Source organism: Paraconexibacter sp. AEG42_29, from assembly GCF_040581415.1.
Taxonomy (GTDB): Bacteria; Actinomycetota; Thermoleophilia; order Solirubrobacterales; family Solirubrobacteraceae; genus Paraconexibacter.
Genome location: NZ_CP114014.1, coordinates 136,629 through 153,666 on the forward strand (window position 1 = coordinate 136,629; position 17,038 = coordinate 153,666).

Sequence of the window (17,038 nt, forward strand, 5' to 3'; positions counted from 1 at the left end):
GGCTATGCGCAAGAACCGTCTCACCGCCGTCCTCACCGCTGCCGGCATGGCGACCGTCCTCGTGCTGCCCGGCGCGGCGGACGCGCGGCAGAACACCGGCCCGAAGGCGCCGACGGCCTGCAAGGCCGGCGCGATGAAGAAGGACAAGGACGGGGCCGTCACCCACGTCTGCAACAAGAAGGGCAAGTGGGTGAAGGTGCTCTACCGCACGGCCGGCGAGGCGCCGGCGGCGCAGCCCGCGTCCGAGGCGGCCAGGCAGAGCGGTGGGGGCGGCACGCCGTCGCGCGGCTGCGACTTCGACGGCGCGCCGGTCGGGGTCGGGGACACGGTGTCCGTCGTCGTGCACACCCGCGTGGGCAGCCGCTGGACCGCGGTGACCACCACGTTCATCTGCGGCGACGACGGCAAGCTGCACCAGGTCGCGCGGACGGCGCCCGCAGCCGTGGAGCCGCGCGACGCACCGGTGGTGACCGCCGCCGACACATCGGCGGCGAAGCGCGCCGGTGGCGCAGGGACGCCCACGCGGACGTGCGCCGACAGCAACGCCGCGCCCGGCGACGAGGTCGTCGTGGTCGTGGACGTCCGCTCGGGCAGCGGCAAGCTGATCAAGCGCACGGTCACGCGCTCCGTCTGCGGCGACGACGGCTGGCTGCACCCCGTCGCCCGCTGACGCCCGGTCAGGACGCGGCCGCCCGCTGCTCGGGCAGCCGCGTCGTCCGGGGGCTGACGCCGCCTGGCAGCGGCTCATAGACTCCGGCAGACATGACCGAACCGATCGACCAGCTCTGCATCGACACCATCCGTGCCCTGAGCATGGACGCCATCCAGGCGGCGAACTCCGGCCACCCGGGCCTGCCGCTCGGCATGGCGCCCGCGGCCTTCGTCCTCTACGCGGACGTCATGAAGCACGATCCCGCCGACGTCGACTGGCCCGACCGCGACCGGTTCGTGCTGTCCGCCGGACACGGCTCGATGCTGCTCTACAGCGCGCTGCACCTCGCGGGCTACGAGCTGTCGTTGGACGACATCAAGGCGTTCCGCCAGTGGGACTCGCGGACCCCCGGTCACCCCGAGCGCGAGCGCCACCACGACGGCAGCTGGCGCACCCCGGGCGTGGAGGTCACCACCGGCCCGCTCGGCCAGGGCTTCGCGAACGGCGTCGGCATGGCGATCGCCGAGCAGCACCTGCGTCACACGTTCGGCAGCGAGACGCAGGACCACTACGTCTACGCGATCGTCTCCGACGGCGACCTCATGGAGGGTGTCGCGTCGGAGGCGGCGTCCATGGCGGGCCAGCTGGGCCTCGGCAAGCTGATCTACCTCTACGACGACAACGACATCTCGCTCGACGGCCCGACGTCCCTGAGCTTCGACAGCGAGGACACGTCCAAGCGCTTCGAGTCCTACGGCTGGCAGGTCCTCGAGGTGTCCGACGCCAACGACATCGACGCGCTGCGCGCCGCGCTGGCCGAGGGCAAGGCCGAGACCGCCAAGCCGACCCTGATCCACGTCAAGTCGATCATCGGCTACCCGTCGCCCAACAAGCAGGGGACGAGCGGCGCGCACGGCTCACCGCTGGGCGACGACGAGGTCCGCCTCACCAAGGAGGCGATGGGCTGGGACCCGGACAAGACGTTCTTCGTGCCGGACGGCGTGTACGAGCGATTCGGCGCCGGCGGCCGCAAGGGCGCGGAGGCGCGCTCGGAGTGGCAGACCCGCCTCGACGCCCTGAAGCAGGACGCGGCCAAGGCCGAGCTGTGGGACAAGGCCTGGGTCGGCGAGGCGCTGCCCGGCGTCGCGGACGCGCTTGCGCCCGGCAAGATCGACTGGGGCAAGCCCGCGCTCGCCACGCGTGCGGCCGGCAAGGCGGCGATGGCGGCGTTCAGCTCGTTCGTCCCGACCATGGTCGGCGGGGCCGCCGATCTCTCCGGCTCCACCAACACGCTGTTCCCGGGCGGGGACGACGAGACGCTCTCCAAGGGCCATCCCGGCCGCAACGTCTACTACGGCGTCCGCGAGCACGCGATGGGCGCGGCCGTCAACGGCATGGCGGCCCACGGCGGCATCGTCCGGCCCTACGGCTCGACCTTCCTGCAGTTCGCCGACTACATGCGCGGCTCGATCCGCCTCAGCGCGCTGATGCAGCTGAAGGTCGCGTGGGTCTTCACGCACGACTCGGTCGCGCTCGGCGAGGACGGCCCGACGCACCAGCCGGTCGAGCATGTCGCTGCCCTGCGCGCGATCCCGGGCCTGACCGTCCTGCGTCCGGGTGACCCGCTCGAGACCGCTGAGGCCTGGCGCGTGATCCTCGAGGACCTCGACGGCCCCGGCGTCCTGATCCTGAGCCGCCAGAACCTGCCGGTCCTGGAGGGCGCGCCGGTCGTCGGCGGCGTCGAGCGCGGCGCCTACACCGTCCGGGGCACGGAGGCGCCCCCGCAGGCCGTCATCGTCGGCACCGGCTCGGAGGTCCACACCGCGCTCGAGGCGGCCGACCTCCTGGAGAAGGAAGGCCTCGTCGTGCAGGTCGTCTCGATGCCCTCGTGGGAGCTGTTCGAGGCGCAGGACGAGAGCTACCGCCAGCAGGTCCTTCCGCTCGGGGTCCCGAAGGTCTCCGTCGAGGCGGGCATCGCCATGGGCTGGTCGCAGTGGGTCGACGCGTCCGTCTCGATCGAGCGGTTCGGGGCGTCGGCTCCGGGCGAGGAACTGCTCGAACGCTTCGGCATCACCCCCGCAGCCACGGCCGCGAAGGTGAAGGAGCTGATCGGCTAACCGGACGGCTTCCTGCCTGTGGTCGCCTTCGCGGCGACCGCAGGCGCAGGAACGGGCGCTCCTGCGCCCAGCAGCGGCAGCAGGCCCGACACCTTCGAGCTGACCGTGATGTGGATCGCGGCCGGCTCGCGGACCCAGGCGATCAGGTTCAGCGCCGTCAGCCGGTCCAGCGCGTACTGGAAGGCCAAGGACTGGGCCGGGCTCACGTACTGCCGCGCGATGTCGAAGGTGAACCCGGTCGTGTGCAGCGAGTAGGCCTTCGTCGCCTGGATGTTCGAGCGCGTGAGCGCCTTCTGGTACGGCCGGTCCCGGATCGAGCTCGTCACGACCAGCGGCCCGTTGCCCGAGATCCCCTGTGTCGCCGCGCCGATGTACAGCAGGACGGCGAGCGCCTCGGGACGCAGCGCGCGGTACAGCCGCTTGGACTGCTTGAAGCGCGGAGCGAACTCGCCCATGGCCGGCGAGATCACCAGGCCGTACCGGGCCAGCCGGTCGGCCTGCAAGCGGACGAGGTCACCGGCGGCCTGCGCACGGCCGAGCTCGAACGGGTCCTTGAACTCGGGGACGCTGAACTCGGGGTGCAGGACCTCCTCGGCCGAGTTCTTGTTCAGCTGCAGCTCCGACTGCTCCGCCAGCTCGGCCGGATCGGACCGGTACGTCGCCATGATCGACTGCGCCGCCTTCACCCGCCACAGGTAGGTCGAGGAGTCGTCGCCGAGCGACCGCAGGAACTCGTAGGCCTCGCGGTGGTCCACCGGCGAGCTGCCGAAGTAGAGCTCGGCGTACGACACGTCGTCCCCGCCGTCGTAGCGCTTCAGCGCGGTCTGAAGGTTCCCGATGCCCATGTGGTAGCTGACGATCGCGAGCTCGGGGTCGTCGCCCAACTTCTCGGCGCCGAGCTTCAGGTAGCGGACGGTCGCCGCGAGCGCCTTGACGGGGTCGAAGCGCTCGTCGATCCGGGCACGCTCCCGCCGGCGAGCAGCGACCTTCCGCCCCCGCGCGATGCCGCGGGTCAGCCTCGCCGACGCCGCCACGTCGACCTTCAGGCCCAGCAGGTTCGTCCCCGTCTCCGCCAGGATCTGCGTCAGCCCCGCCGCTCCGCTGAGGTCGCGCGGGTTGGCCAGCGCGTCCGGCCGTCCTGCGCTCTCCAGGAACACGATGCCCTCCAGCGCGTCCGGATCGATGCCGCCGGCCGTCGCCGCCGCATCGATCCGCGGGCGCAGGGCCGCGACGCGCCGCGCCGTGGCGACAGCGCCGCCCGGCGACTTGGCGTAGAGCACGTGCGCCAGCCCGGCGGCCGCGCGGCGTTCGCGGTCCGCCCGCAGCGCGTCGGTGTACCGCAGCGGGTCGACGCCCTCGCCCTCGGCGGACCCGGGCAGGAGGTCACCCGGACTGCGCTCGATCTCGGGCAGCTGCACGAGCCCGTCCGCCGGGATGCTGACCCCGCCGGCGCCGCGCGCGTCGTCGTCCCCGTCGCCACCGGACGTCAGCGCGAGTGCGCCGCCGGCCCCGACGAGGACCGCGAGCAGCAGCAGGACACCGGCGCGGAGGCGACGCCGGCGCAGGGCGGTCATGCGGGCGGGGCGGGAGGGCCGCGGCGGACGGGACGACGTGCTGGCCATCACGACAACCGTGGCACAGTTTCCTGAAGGCCCGCCGTGCGACCCTTGACGGCGTGACCGAGCCCCTGACGATCTCCACCGACCCGGCGCGCCTGGACATCGACCTCATCCACGCGTTCCTCAGCGAGCAGGCGTATTGGGCGATCGGCCGCCCGCGCGCCCTGACCGAACGGGCCATCGCCCACTCGCTGTGCTTCGGCGCCTACGACGCCGAGGGCGCGCAGCTCGCCTTCGCCCGGGTCGTCACCGACCGCGCGCTCTTCGCCTACCTGGCGGACGTCTTCGTGGTCCCCGAAGGACGGGGTCGCGGCGTCGGCAAGGCACTGGTCGCGGCGATCATGGAGCACGAGGACGTCCGCTCGCTGCGGCGCGTCGTGCTTGCCACCGACGACGCCCACGGGCTCTATGCGCCGTTCGGGTTCACGCCGCTGTCGGACGCCGAGAAGTGGATGGGCATCCGGCGCGGCCCGGTTTGACGGCCCCGCGCCTGGCCATGGGCCTCGGGCCATGGGCCACCGGCCGCGGGCGGTGGCTCACCGCAGCCGGTAGACCTTCGTCTTCGACGTGACCCGGCCCGTCAGGTCGCGGCCGGTGAACTTGACCGTCGCGGTCACGCGCTGCTTGCGGCGCAGCGCGGCCAGGATGCGGTCGGTGCCGAGCTCGGACGGCGCCAGGTTCACGACCGCGAGCCCCGGGAACTCGAGGGCCCGGCGCTCGGTGTCGAGGGTGATCGCTCGCCGCTGGCCGCGGATGGTGACCTTGCCGCTGATGACCCCGGCGCACGGACGGCCGCACGAGACCGCGGGCCGGACGGCGAACTCCTGGCGGAACTCCTGGATCGCCGCGCCGCCGAGCGAGGCGACGAACCGCTCGGCCGGGTCCTTGGCGACCGAGCCGCACGGGACGGCGCCCTTCACGCCGAAGCGCTGCACGCGGCGGTTGCCGGTGTCGGCCACGTAGAGGGTGCCGCGGCAGTCGGTGGCCAGCGCCGTCGGCTCCGTGAACTGCGCGGCCTGGCTCCCGGGGGAGAGGCCGACCGGGCTCTGGTAGGCCCCGCTCGCGCTGAACTGCTGCACGCGCGAGAGGCGACGGTCGGAGACGAACAGCGTCCCGGCGCCGAACGCCAGCGACTGGTTGTCCTCGAAGAACGGCCCGGGTGCATCGCCGCTCTCGCCGAGGGAGCCGAAGAAGGCGCCGTCGAGGCCGAACACCGACACCGTCGGGGCGTCGGTGACGTACAGACGGCCGTCCGGTCCGCTGACGACGTCGCCCGGGCGGTCGAGCGCCTCGCTCTCCAGCGTGCCGGCGGCCGCGCCGCCCTGGGTGAACAGCGTCAGCCGGCCGGAATCGGCGACGACCAGGCGCCCGCTCGCGTCGAACGCCATGCCCTTCGGGTCGGTGATCTGGCCGGGCCCGCTGCCGGAGGCGGCGAACGCCCGCAGGTACTTCCCTGTCGCGCTCCAGACGCTGATGCGGGTGCGGTCGGGCCCGTCCTCGGCCACGTAGACGTTCCCGTCCGGCCCGACGGTGAGCGCCCGCGGCTCGTAGAGCAGGCCGGGCACCTGGTCGTTGTCCCCGCGCTCGCTCTCGTCAGCGCTGCGGCCCCACTGGCGCACGAGGCGGCCGTCGCCGGTGAACTTCTGCACGCGGCCGTCCCCGTCGACGAACGTGTCCAGGACGTAGACGTAGCCCCGGGTGTCGGTGGCGACGTCCTCGATGTCCGTGAACTGGCCGGGCTTCTCCCCGAGTGAGCCCCAGCTGCCGAGGTAGTCGGCCCCGGCGGCGGGCGGGGGCGCCAGGACGGCCGACGCGAGCGTCGCGACCGCGCCCGTGAGCGTCAGCCGTAGCGCGGTGCGCAGGCGGGCGGGGATCATCGTGCGAGCCCCCAGGCCGGGCCGGTGAGCTCGACGTTGCGCGCGACCAGGCGCGGCTGGCCCCCGCGGGTCGGGATCACGAGCAGGTCCTTGCCGCGGTTGAAGGCCACCTGCGTTCCGTCCGGCGAGAAGATCGGGTTCGTGTCGCGGTCGCCGGTGGTCAGGTTCCGCAGGCGCTTGCCGTTGGCCGGGTTCCAGAGCTCGATGCGGCCGCGGAACTTCTGGTCGCCGTCCTCGCCCGTGGCGGGCTCGGACACGACGGCCAGGGTGCGGCCGTCCGCTGACGTCGAGACCCCGGACAGCGCTCGCGTGGGGTCCTTGGCGACGGCGCGCGCACACTCGCCCTTGGCGTCGAGCAGGCACATGTACTCGTTCCCGAGCTCCGGGCCGTCGGGCTCCTCGTCCTTGATCAGCCCGTCGCGGTACCAGCCGTGGGTGACGACGGTGGTCTCGACGGTGTCCGAGTCCTTGTCGCCGAGGCTGCGGATCTCCAGGCTCGGGACGAGCGGGTAGTTGCACTGCAGGATGAAGTCGACGCCGGGGAAGCACGACGGGACCGTCACGAGCTGGTTCCAGGCGACGCTGCGCCCATCGGCCCGCAGCGCCGGGCGGCTGCCCGACTTCGACCAGAGCGTGCGGGCGCGCCCGTCGCGGCCGGCGCGGAAGATCTCGTCGTCGTAGTCGAAGCTCGTGGTGGCCCCGGTCTGGGACACGGTCACCGCCGCGTAGGGCTTGGCCTTCGTCCCGGACAGGATCACCTTCGACCGGCGCGAGACCGGGTCGATGCGGCAGATCGAGTAGCTCCGGCAGACGCCGTAGAGGTACGAGCGGCCCGCGACGGTGAGCTTCGGGACCGCCGAGCGCACGCGGAAGGCGCCGCCGAACCGGCCGGCCGCGTTCCCGTTCGCCGACTTGTCCTCGACGGGGGCGGGCGTGGGTGTGGGTGCAGGCGTGGGTGTAGGAGCCGGAGCGGGGGTCGTCGGGGCCGGCGGCGGGGTGCCGCCCTCGGGCGTGAGCGAGAAGCTCCGCAGCGTGTCGTAGGTCTGGCTCGCATCGGCCGTGTTGCCGATCAGCGCCCGCGCGCAGTCGGGCTCCGCGCCGCCCGGCAGGGTCGCCGCGGTGCTGAGCGTCACCGTCGCCCCGTCGACGGTCCGGGTCGTGGGGATGTCGGCGTCGCTGTCGCTGCGCCGCGCGAACGGCGTGAAGGTGCTGGCGGGATCGGTGAAGCCGACGACCGTGACGCTCGGACCGGTGCAGGCCAGCCCGTCCAGGCGGCCGACGAAGACCCCGGCGTACCCGTTCGTCGCCGCGGTCGCGGGACCGGCGAGCGTCACCGTGGCGGTGGTCCCGGACGCGGGGTCGTGGCGCACGGTCAGGCCGGTCACGTCGCGGGCGGGGAGCGGCCCGTCCCCGGCGGAATCGGTGCCGCTGCCCGTCTGGACCGCGGCGCCGGCGCCCGGTGAGGCGGCCAGCAGGAGCGCAACGGCGAGCCCCGTAGCGCGAATGGTCGTCCCCAGGCGTCCGTGCGTCACGCACTCGCACTTCTCCGCACGGCGCCGAGTTGAAACCGGCGGGTCAGATCGCGGCGCGCACGGCGAGGGCGCGCGCCGGGACGTCGGTGATGACGGCCTCGACCCGCGGGTCGGCGAGGAACCGCCGGAGGCCGTCCTCGCGGTTGACCGTCCAGACGAACGCGCCGAGGCCCGCCGCGTGGGTCCGCTCGAGCGCGCCGAGCGAGGCGATCAGGAGGTGCATGCCGACCGCGTCCGCCCCGCAGGCGCGCGCCCGGGCGACCGGCGACAGCTCCGAGAGCCGCGTCCGGACGGGGTGCGGCCCGGGGCGATCGGTCCCGACGAGCAGGCCGGTCCGCACCTGCGGTGCGCGCTCCTTGACCTCCGCCGCGACGGCGTCGAGGAACGAGGTGACGATCAGCGGCTGCGCGGGGTCGGCGTCGGGGTCCGCGTCGCCCAGCGCGGCGAGCACGCGGTCGACGTAGCCGGCCTCCTTGAGCTCGACGTCGAGCCCGATGCGGCCGCGGGCCAGGTCGATCACCTCCGCCAGCAACGGCGGGGTGTGGCCGGTCATCGCGCCGATCTGGGCCCGGGTGAGGTCCGCGACCGGCTTCCGACGGACGTGACCGTCGTGGAACGTGATGAGCTGGTCGTCCGCGGTGCGGCGGACGTCGAACTCGATCGCGTCGGCGCCGGCCACGATCGCGCCCTCGAACGCCTCCAGGCTGTTGTCGACGTGGCCCGCAGACGCCCCGCGGTGGGCGACCACGAGCGCTGTCATCGCGCCTCCGGGCCCGACGCGCCCAGCGGCAGGCGGTCGTCGAGCCAGGCGACGACCGTGTCCGCGATCCCGCGGACGTCCTTCTTGAGGCCGTGATCGCCGGGCACGCGGGCGACGGTCCAGCGGGCCGGGTCCTGCGCGTCGTCGTCGACCATCCCGAAGCGGTCGTTCACGCCCTGCACCACCAGTGTCGGCACGCCGGCACCGGCCAGCTCGGGCAGGCGGGAGGGGCCGGACGTCCCGTCGCGCCGCGCGGGCGGCTGCAGCGGAAAGGCCAGGCAGAGCACCGCGACGGCGCCCACGGCGGTCGCGGTGCGGCAGGCGACGCGCGCGCCCGAGGACCGGCCGCCGCAGACCACCGGCAGGCCGGCCAGCGGCCCGTCGCGCAGCGCGGCGAGCACCGGGATCCAGGCCTCGTCGAGCTTCGGCGCCGGGGGCGTGGACTTCTTGCCGGCCACGCGGTACGGCTGCTCGACGAGGGCGACGCTGACCCCTGCCGCGACAGCGGCCGCGGTCACGGCGACGAGGTCCGGGGCGGTCACCGAGCCCCCCGCGCCGTGGCCGAGGACGAGGCCCCCGCGGGCGGCGCCGGTCGCGGGGTGCAGGTGCGCACGCGCCGGGCCGTGCGGGGTGTCGAGCTCCATGACGGTCATGCGTGCCGACCATTGTGCAGCGCGCGGCGGCCCCCGGCCATGCCCAGATGCGTCAGATCCCGGTTGCGGCACCGGGCGCGGCCCGGTTGACTTGGCCGATGCGCGATCCGCGGCGGGGCTCGACCACCGGCGATCACAGGGGCAGGCGGCTGCGCCGCGCCGGCCTGGCGACCGCGGCGCTGCTCGCCGGCACGGCCACGGCGGTGGCGATGGCGATCGCGCCCCCGAACGACCCGGACTACGGGAAGCAGACCGCCGCCGGCGGGGCGCTCGCGATCATCAAGCACCCCGAGGCGCTGCGGACGATCGGCAAGACGCCGCTCGCGGACGTGCTGGTCACCGCGCTCGACACCGGCCTGGACCTCGACCACCCGGAGTTCGCCGGCCGCCTGGCGACCGTGCCCGCCGGGACCCCGGCGCCCAAGGTCTACGGCAGCCCGCCGACCGACCCCGCCGTGGTGCCGCCCGGCGGATCCAGCGGCTGGGACCTGATCGGCACGCTCGAGCCCGGCGACAGCACGCTGAAGCCGGACGCCGACCCCACCGACCCGGTCGGGCGGACCAGCCACGGCACCGCGGTCTCGGGCGTCCTGGGCGCCGCGACGGGCAACGGCGTCGGGGGCGCCGGCGTCGCGCCGAACGCGCGTTTCCTGGCGCTGCGCACCTGCTGGGACGACGACAACTGCTACCAGTCGATCCAGGCCGACGCGACCACGTGGGCCGTCGACCGCGGGGTCCGCGTGGTGAGCATGAGCTGGCTGTCCTCGCCGGTCGGGGGCGACGGCCGCTGGGGCGACGGCTTCGACACGGTGATCAAGCAGTCGACGAACGCTCTCTTCGTCGCGATCCCGGGCGGCAACGGGGACGGTGGCAAGCTCGCGGACGCAGACCGGCGACCGTGCGGCGACCCGGCGGCGAACATCCTCTGCGTCACGACGTCCTCGCCCGGCGACGGCCTCGACTGCGGTGAGGTCAACCCGGCGATCGTCGACCTCGCCGTCCCCACGCAGAACAGCGTGACGGCGGCCAACGGCGGCGGGACGCAGGCGACGGGCTGCGCCACGAGCTACGCCGCACCGGTCGCGGCCGGGGCCGCCGCGGTCCTCTTCGGCCTGGACCCGAAGGCGACCCCGGTGGACGTGAAGAACGCGCTTGTCGACTCGGCGCGCAAGGTGCCGGCCTTCGCGGGCAAGACGGTCAGCGGCGGTGTCCTGGACCTCGACGCGGCGGTCAAGCTGTTCGCGCAGCGGCGCGGCATCACGCTCGTCCCGGACACCGGCACGGGGACGACGACCACCCCCACGACGACGACGACCGGGACGACGACCACCGGGGGGACGACGACCCAGCCGACCACGGCGCTCCCGCCGCTGACGCCGGTGTCGCCCCGCAAGCTGACTGCGACCGGCACCCGGAAGGGCTTCGCCACCTTCACCCTGAAGGGGCGGCTCACGCTGCCGCCGGGGGCGAGCACGGCGCGGTACTGCGGTGCGGGCGGATCGGTGACGGTCACCGCCCGGTCGGGGCGGCGGACCCTGGCCACGCGGAAGGCCAAGCTCACGAAGACGTGCCGGTACTCCCTCGTCGTCGCGTTCTCGCGCAAGACGCGGATCGGCGGGACGTCCGTGCGGTTCTCGGTTCGCTTCGGCGGCTCGTCGGCCGTCCGTGCCCGGGCCGCGCAGACCGTCACGCTGAAGCTCGGCCGGCGCACCTGACGCGGCGACGACCGGTTCTGGAAAGGTGTGGCTGTGCCGTCCCTCTGGCTCATCCGCCATGCCCCTGCCGCCGGCAACCTGAACGGCGTGTTCATGGGGCAGCTGGACGGCGAGCCGGACGTCGACGGGCTGGCCGCCGCGGGCGCCCTCGGCGGCCAGGTGGCCGCCGACTTCATCTGGTCCAGCCCGCTGCGCCGTGCCGCCCTGACGGCGGCTGCGATCTTCCCCGGCCGGGACGTCGTCCACGACGACCGCCTGATGGAGCGCCACCTGGGCAGTTGGCAGGGCCGTGTGAAGGACGAGGTCCGCGCCGAGCGGCCGGACGCGTTCACCGACGCCGGCACCCTCGACCTGACGATCACGCCGCCGGGCGGCGAGAGCCTCGCGGACCTGAAGACGCGGGTGGGCGCGGTCCTGGACGCGGTCGCTGCGCTGCCCGACGGCTCGACGGTCGCGCTCGTCGCCCACAACGGCGTCCTGCGCACGGCGCGCGTCCTGCTCGGCCAGATGGACGTGCACGAGGCCTCGCGCACCCCGGAGAAGTTCGCCAGCCCGGCCCGGCTGACGCTCGACGCGCCGCGCCTGGCGCGGCTGAGGGCCGCCCGGCGCATCACGTAGGGTCTGGGCAAGCGTGCCCTCCGGAAGCTCCGTCCTGCCCCTGCCCCCGCGGGCGTCCAAGCCGCGCACGGCCGGGCTCACCCACGTGCTGGACCAGGGCCTCGGCCCGGCGGAGGTCGACAGCCTGCTCGCCGTGGCCGGTCCGCACATCGACCTCGTCCGGCTCGGGTGGGGCTCGGCGTTCGTCACCGCGAATCTGCCGGACAAGCTCGCGCAGTACCGCGACGGCGGCGTCCCGGTCATGGTCGGCGGCACGCTCACCGAGCTCGCGTGGCTCCACGGCCGCGTCGACGCGCTGCGCACCTGGCTGCAGGAGCACGCGATCGACCGCGTCGAGGTCTCCTCCGGCGTGGTCCCGATCCCGGCCGACGAGAAGCACGCGCTGATCACGGCGCTCGCACAGGACTTCACGGTCTACGCCGAGGTGGGGGAGAAGGACAGCGACGCGATCCTTGCGCCCTACCGCTGGGTCGAGCTCATCCGCGCCGCGCTGGCGGCCGGGGCGGAGCTCGTCGTCTGCGAGGGCCGCGCGACCGGCACCGCGGGCCTCTACCGTGCCGACGGCGAGGCGCGTACCGGCCTGATCGACGAGATCGTGCACGAGGTCGACCTCGCGAAGCTCGTCTTCGAGGCCCCGCGCAAGGACCAGCAGTCGTGGCTGATCAACCGCTTCGGAGGCGCGGTGAACCTCGGCAACGTCCCGCCGGCCGAGGTCATCTCGCTCGAGTCGCTGCGGCTCGGGCTGCGGGCCGACACGCTGCCGGCGTTCCACAACAGGAGCGGAACGTGAGTGCTGACCACAGTCCCGGGAAGGTGAGCCCTCCGGGCGAGTCTTCCCTGCCCACCGTCCTCCTGACCGGCGTCGGCAAGCGCTTCGACATCGTGTCCGCCTTCGGCCGGCACGCCCGGACGATCGCCGCGGACCCCAACCCGCTCGCACCCGCCCGCTACGCCGCCGACCTTGCCGTCGTCCCCCCGCGGATCGACGACCCGGACTACATCCCGTACCTCGAGCGGCTGGTCGCGGAGCACGACGTGAAGGCAGTCGTCCCGCTCACCGACCTCGACATCCACGTCCTCGCCGCCGCCGGCGACCGGCTGCCCGCGTTCGTCGCGTCGGTCGCGACCACGGAGGCGATGTACGACAAGTACAAGACCCACCTCGAGCTCGAGGCCCGCGGGCTCCCGTCCCCGCCGACGGTCCTGCCGCCCGCTGAGCCGCCGTCCTACCCCGTCATGGTCAAGCCGGTGTTCGGGTCGGGCGCCCGCTCGATCCACCCCTGCGCGGACCGCGCGGAGATGGAGTTCTTCGTCGGCTACGTCAAGGAGCCGGTGATGGTCCAGCGGCTGATGGGCGGCCCGGAGTTCTCGATCGACGTGCTCTGCGACCTGGACGGGCGCTGCCTGAACGCGATCCCGCGGACGATGCTCGAATCACGTGGCGGCGAGTCGATCAAGGGCCAGGTCATCCACGACGAGGAGCTGATGGGCCTGGCGGTCCGGGTCGCCGAGGCGTTCGCCTTCCGCGGGCCGGGCACGATCCAGATGTTCCGCGACCCGGAGATCGGCCTGGCGATCACCGACGTGAACCCGCGCTTCGGCGGAGCCTTCCCCGCGCCCATGTACGCCGCGCTCCCGGGCCGGACCTACCCCGAACTGATCGTCCGGATGGCGCAGGGCGAGCGGATCGAGCCGCACGTGGGCGAGTTCCGCTCCGGCCACCACTTCACGCGCTACTACGAGCAGCTGGAGCTGGACGCCGACCAGCGCCCGACGGGCCGCCCGATGCTGGGGTGAGAGTTGGGTTGGCGGGGCGGTCGGCGATCGGTCGTGGCCCTTCGCGGCTGGGGCGCTGAAGCACTCGCGCCAGGGGCAGCCGTCGTCCGGCGCCGGACGCCGCTGCGGACCACGACCGCTGGCCCACCACCCCGCGCCGCACTCCACGCGCGTCGAGCGTCGATTTCCCGTCCCTATGCATGGGGAAATGGACGTTCGGTTTCCGGCCTTGCCATCTGGCGGATCGAACGTCGGTTTCCCCATGACATGACAGGGGGAAATGGACGTTCGGCTCCGGTCGGCGGAACGTGGCCGACGCTGCCGACCGCCACAGCCGCGGGCTGGCGTCGTCGACCTCCGCCCTGGCCGACGCCCCGCACCCAGGCACAGAGCGCCAACAAGCGCCCCTCGGCGTCTTCAGCCCGCGGTTCTCAAAGCCGCCGCGACCACCAGGTCCTCGGCGTCAGCGCCACCGACCCGCCGCACGACCGATCGACGCCGGTGACGACGTGCAGCTTGGCCTCAGCAGCCGACCGCGCGCCGGACGAAGACCAGCAGCGCCGCCACGATCGCGTCCGCGTCGGGCGGCGCCGCCGCCAGCGGGGACGTCGGGCCCACCAGCGCCTCGCCGAGGGCGCCGACCAGGGCCGCCGCGGTCAGCGCCGCGTCCTGCGGGGGGATCTCCCCGTCGTCGACAGCGGCCTGCAGCAGCAGCGTGAGGTCCTCGCGGTAGCGCTGGCGGAAGACCAGGCGCTCGGCCTCGACCAGCGGGTGCACGGGCTCCGCGATCAGCGTCCAGGCCAGCCGCGGGCTGCGCAGGGCGCGGGTGCAGAACGTGCCGAGGACGGCCTCGGCGCGGGCGACGGCGGTGGGCAGCGCGGGGTCTGCCCCAGCCGCCTGCATCGCGGACAGCTCCCGCGAGCAGACCGTCCGGAAGAGCTCGGCGTAGAGCTCGCCCTTGCCTGGCCAGTGGCGGTAGAGCGCGCCCCGGGACGCACCGGCACGGTCGGCGATGGCGGCCACCGAGGCGGCCGCGTACCCGCCCTCCCGGGTGAGCTCGAGCGCGGCCGCCAGCAGGCGGTCGCGCGTCGTGGCCCGGCCGGACGTGGCGGCCGCGTCGCTCACGACCGGTCCTCCTCGGCGATCGGGGCGCCTTTGTACGTGCTCGGCCCGCGGTCGCCGTACGGCCCGTCGCGCTCGGCGACCGCTTGCCGGAAGCCCGCCTCGGCTGCCCGCTGCTGGAACGCGTAGCCCTCGGCGGTGTGCCGCGTGATGCCGTCGAAGACCGTCCCCAGCACCTGCGTGCCGTGCAGGCCCCGGGCCATCGTCTCCTGGTTGACCAGCAGCTTCATCATCATCAGCTGGTTCACGGGCGTCTGCGCGATCCGCGCCACCAGGGCCTCGGTGGCAGCATCGAGCTCGTCCGCCGGCGGGGCATCGATCGCCAGGCCCCACTCCACGGCCTCCGCGCCCGACAGCGAGTCCCCGGTGAACAGCAGCCGCTTGGCCCGCTGGGGACCGAGGCGGTGCGCCCACATCGACGTGGTCGGCGAGCCCCAGACGCGTGCCGGCGGGTAGCCGATCTTCGCGTCCGCCGCCATGATCAGCAGGTCCGAGCAGAGCGCCATGTCCGTCCCGCCCGCGACGCAGAACCCGTGGACCTTGCACACGACGGGCTTGTTCGCGTGGAAGAGCGACATGAACCCGCGGACGTTGCGGGCCATCATCCCGTAGTCGACCATCGGGTCCCAGACCCCGGAGGGGTCGTGGTTGCGCATCTGCACGAGCGGGTCCAGCGGCGAGCCCTCGGGGGCGGACGTCCCGGCGCCGAAGTCGCCGTCGCCCATGCCCTCGGCGCTGTCGACGAGGTCGTACCCGCCGCAGAAGCCCTTCCCGTTGCCGGCCAGCAGGATCACGTGCACCGCGGGGTCCAGGTCCGCCCGCTCGACGCTCTGCTCGAGCTCGGCGATCAGCGTGCGGGTGATGCCGTTCCCGCGGGCGGGCCGGTTCAGCGTGATGCGGGCGACCCGCCCCGTGACCTCATAGGTCAGCGCGCGCAGCTCCGTCATGCCGGCAGGGCGCGGTCGATGAGCGCCCCCGCGTCGACGCCGCGCGGCAGCGTCCCGTAGACGCGACCCCCGCCGCCGCCCAGGCGCGCGGCGCAGAACGCGTCGGCGACGGCCGGCTCGGCATGGCGCACCAGCAGCGAGCCCTGGAGGGCGACGGCCAGGTCCTCGACCAGGCTGCGCGCCCCGAACTGCGCGGCGGCGAGGTGCTCGCGCACGTCTGCCCCCGGGCCGGCCGCGGTGGCCAGCCCGCCCAGGTCGGCGCGCAGGCCGGCCAGGTGGGCATCCAGCCGCGCGTCGGCCCCGGCCGCCAGGTCGCATTCGGCCAGGAACGCCGGCAGGCCCTCGGGCTCCTTCGCCAGCGCGCGCAGGACGTCGAGCGCCATCACGTTGCCCGACCCCTCCCAGATCCCCGGCAGCGGCGCGTCGCGGTACAGCAGCGGCAGCCCCGAGTCCTCGACGTAGCCGTTGCCGCCCAGGCACTCGAGCGCCTCGGCCGCGTGCGCCGCCGCCCGCTTGCAGATCCAGTACTTCATCACTGCGGTGCCGAAGCGCCGGAAGGCCGGCTCGTCCGCGTCGTACGAGCGCGCCATCCGCAGGGCGGCGACCGTCGAGGCCTCGGACTCGAGCGCCAGGTCCGCGAGGACGTTGCGCATCGCCGGCTGGTCGACCAGCCGGGCGCCGAACGCGGACCGGCCGCGGGCGTGGTGCACGGCCTCCAGCGCGCCGCGGCGGATGCCGGCCGTCGACCCCAGCAGGCAGTCCAGGCGGGTGTGGCCGACCATCTCGATAATGGCCTTCACGCCGCGGCCCTCCTCGCCGACGAGGCGGCCACGGATGCCGCGGAACTCGACCTCGGACGAGGGCAGCGAGCGCGTCCCGAGCTTGTCCTTCAGCCGCTGGAACTCCATTCCCGGGCCACGCTCGACGAAGAAGCACGAGAGTCCGGCCTCGGCCTGGGCGAGCACCAGGAAGACGTCGCACGGCGGGTAGGAGCAGAACCACTTGTGGCCGTGCAGCTCGTACTCGCCGCCGCCGACCGGGACCGCCCGCGTCGTGTTGGCACGGACGTCGGACCCGCCCTGGCGCTCGGTCATCGCCATCCCGGCGATCGCGCCGCCGTCGTAGTCCGGCCGCGTCAGCCGCTCCTCCCACTCGGCCGCGATCTCCGGCGCGCCGCCGCGCAGGGCGGGGACGACGGCGTACGTCATCGAGATCGGGCACAGGACGCCCGAGTTCATCTGGCCCATCAGCATCAGCAGGCCGCCGCGGACCACGTGCCCGCCGGAGCGCGTCTCGCGCCAGGGAAGGGAGTGGACCTCGCGCTCGATGCTCGCGCGCAGCATCCAGTGCCACGAGGGGTCGAGGTCGACGGCGTCGACACGGTTCCCGTAACGGTCGTAGGGAACCAGCTGCGGCTCGTGGCGCTCGGCGCGGCGGCTGTGCTCGCGCGCCTCGGGGGACCCGGCCAGGGCGCCGGCGTCCCGCAGGCGGTCCTCGCCCCAGGCACCGCCTTCGCGCGCGATCGCCTCGGTGAGCGCCGGCCACTGCGTGAAGTGGTCGATCGGCTCCAGCGGCGCGGCCTGGTTGAGGACCTCTCGGGTCTGGACGTGGTCGTCGAGCAGGGTCACGGCATCGGCTCCTTGTGAATCG

At 74.0% G+C, this 17,038-nt stretch carries 15 protein-coding genes; 7 read left to right on the top strand and 8 right to left on the bottom strand.

Annotated features, from left to right (window positions below; all coding sequences use genetic code 11):
• Nucleotides 1-4 precede the first annotated feature (4 nt).
• Both DSM112329_RS00655 and tkt read left to right on the top strand, forming a co-directional pair.
• Nucleotides 5-670, top strand: coding sequence for a hypothetical protein (locus DSM112329_RS00655; RefSeq protein WP_354699874.1), 666 nt, complete (start codon nt 5-7; stop codon nt 668-670).
• A 92-nt stretch (nt 671-762) separates the two neighbouring features.
• Nucleotides 763-2,769: a transketolase gene (gene tkt / locus DSM112329_RS00660; RefSeq protein WP_354699875.1), complete on the top strand. Its 2,007-nt coding sequence runs from the start codon at nt 763-765 to the stop codon at nt 2,767-2,769.
• Here the strand turns inward: tkt and DSM112329_RS00665 are convergent.
• Entirely contained in the window at nt 2,766-4,343 is a 1,578-nt protein-coding gene (locus DSM112329_RS00665) for a transglycosylase SLT domain-containing protein (RefSeq protein WP_354699876.1), read from the bottom strand. The two genes, tkt and DSM112329_RS00665, sit on opposite strands and share 4 nt — an antisense overlap.
• A gap of 101 nt (nt 4,344-4,444) precedes the next feature.
• Here DSM112329_RS00665 and DSM112329_RS00670 point away from each other — a divergent pair, with 101 nt between their 5' ends.
• Entirely contained in the window at nt 4,445-4,867 is a 423-nt protein-coding gene (locus tag DSM112329_RS00670; protein ID WP_354699877.1) for a GNAT family N-acetyltransferase, read from the top strand.
• A 57-nt stretch (nt 4,868-4,924) separates the two neighbouring features.
• Here the strand turns inward: DSM112329_RS00670 and DSM112329_RS00675 are convergent, their stop codons facing one another.
• From DSM112329_RS00675 to DSM112329_RS00690, 4 genes are read right to left on the bottom strand one after another with little or no spacing between them, the layout of a single operon-like run.
• Complete coding sequence (locus DSM112329_RS00675) at nt 4,925-6,265, bottom strand: hypothetical protein (protein WP_354699878.1); 1,341 nt, start codon at nt 6,263-6,265, stop codon at nt 4,925-4,927.
• The gene (locus tag DSM112329_RS00680; RefSeq protein ID WP_354699879.1) at nt 6,262-7,797 is read right to left on the bottom strand and encodes a hypothetical protein; all 1,536 of its coding nucleotides are present in this window, start codon (nt 7,795-7,797) and stop codon (nt 6,262-6,264) included. The genes DSM112329_RS00675 and DSM112329_RS00680 overlap by 4 nt, the downstream gene beginning before the upstream one ends.
• 43 nt (nt 7,798-7,840) lie before the next feature.
• On the bottom strand, nt 7,841-8,557 hold the full coding sequence (locus tag DSM112329_RS00685; RefSeq protein WP_354699880.1) for a glycerophosphodiester phosphodiesterase: 717 nt from the start codon (nt 8,555-8,557) through the stop codon (nt 7,841-7,843).
• Entirely contained in the window at nt 8,554-9,210 is a 657-nt protein-coding gene (locus DSM112329_RS00690) for an alpha/beta family hydrolase (protein WP_354699881.1), read from the bottom strand. The genes DSM112329_RS00685 and DSM112329_RS00690 overlap by 4 nt, the downstream gene beginning before the upstream one ends.
• 98 nt (nt 9,211-9,308) lie before the next feature.
• On the opposite strand from DSM112329_RS00690, the gene DSM112329_RS00695 reads away from it, so the two are divergent.
• From DSM112329_RS00695 to DSM112329_RS00710, 4 genes are read left to right on the top strand one after another with little or no spacing between them, the layout of a single operon-like run.
• On the top strand, nt 9,309-10,925 hold the full coding sequence (locus DSM112329_RS00695) for a S8 family serine peptidase (protein ID WP_354699882.1): 1,617 nt from the start codon (nt 9,309-9,311) through the stop codon (nt 10,923-10,925).
• Nucleotides 10,926-10,958: 33 nt separating this feature from the next.
• On the top strand, nt 10,959-11,543 hold the full coding sequence (locus DSM112329_RS00700; protein ID WP_354699883.1) for a histidine phosphatase family protein: 585 nt from the start codon (nt 10,959-10,961) through the stop codon (nt 11,541-11,543).
• Between the two features lie 13 nt (nt 11,544-11,556).
• Nucleotides 11,557-12,333, top strand: a complete 777-nt coding sequence (locus tag DSM112329_RS00705) for a phosphosulfolactate synthase (protein WP_354699884.1) — start codon at nt 11,557-11,559, stop codon at nt 12,331-12,333.
• A 23-nt stretch (nt 12,334-12,356) separates the two neighbouring features.
• The gene (locus DSM112329_RS00710; RefSeq protein WP_354699885.1) at nt 12,357-13,340 is read left to right on the top strand and encodes an ATP-grasp domain-containing protein; all 984 of its coding nucleotides are present in this window, start codon (nt 12,357-12,359) and stop codon (nt 13,338-13,340) included.
• Between the two features lie 501 nt (nt 13,341-13,841).
• On the opposite strand, the gene DSM112329_RS00715 is transcribed toward DSM112329_RS00710, so the two are convergent.
• Genes DSM112329_RS00715 through DSM112329_RS00725 form a run of 3 tightly spaced genes read right to left on the bottom strand, consistent with a single transcriptional unit; the run spans nt 13,842 to nt 17,016 of the window.
• Nucleotides 13,842-14,444: a TetR/AcrR family transcriptional regulator gene (locus tag DSM112329_RS00715; RefSeq protein ID WP_354699886.1), complete on the bottom strand. Its 603-nt coding sequence runs from the start codon at nt 14,442-14,444 to the stop codon at nt 13,842-13,844.
• Nucleotides 14,441-15,388 (bottom strand): crotonase/enoyl-CoA hydratase family protein, encoded by a 948-nt coding sequence (locus DSM112329_RS00720; protein ID WP_354699887.1) that lies wholly within the window; start codon nt 15,386-15,388, stop codon nt 14,441-14,443. The genes DSM112329_RS00715 and DSM112329_RS00720 overlap by 4 nt, the downstream gene beginning before the upstream one ends.
• Nucleotides 15,385-17,016, bottom strand: coding sequence for an acyl-CoA dehydrogenase family protein (locus DSM112329_RS00725; RefSeq protein WP_354699888.1), 1,632 nt, complete (start codon nt 17,014-17,016; stop codon nt 15,385-15,387). The genes DSM112329_RS00720 and DSM112329_RS00725 overlap by 4 nt, the downstream gene beginning before the upstream one ends.
• Between the last annotated feature and the right edge of the window lie 22 nt (nt 17,017-17,038).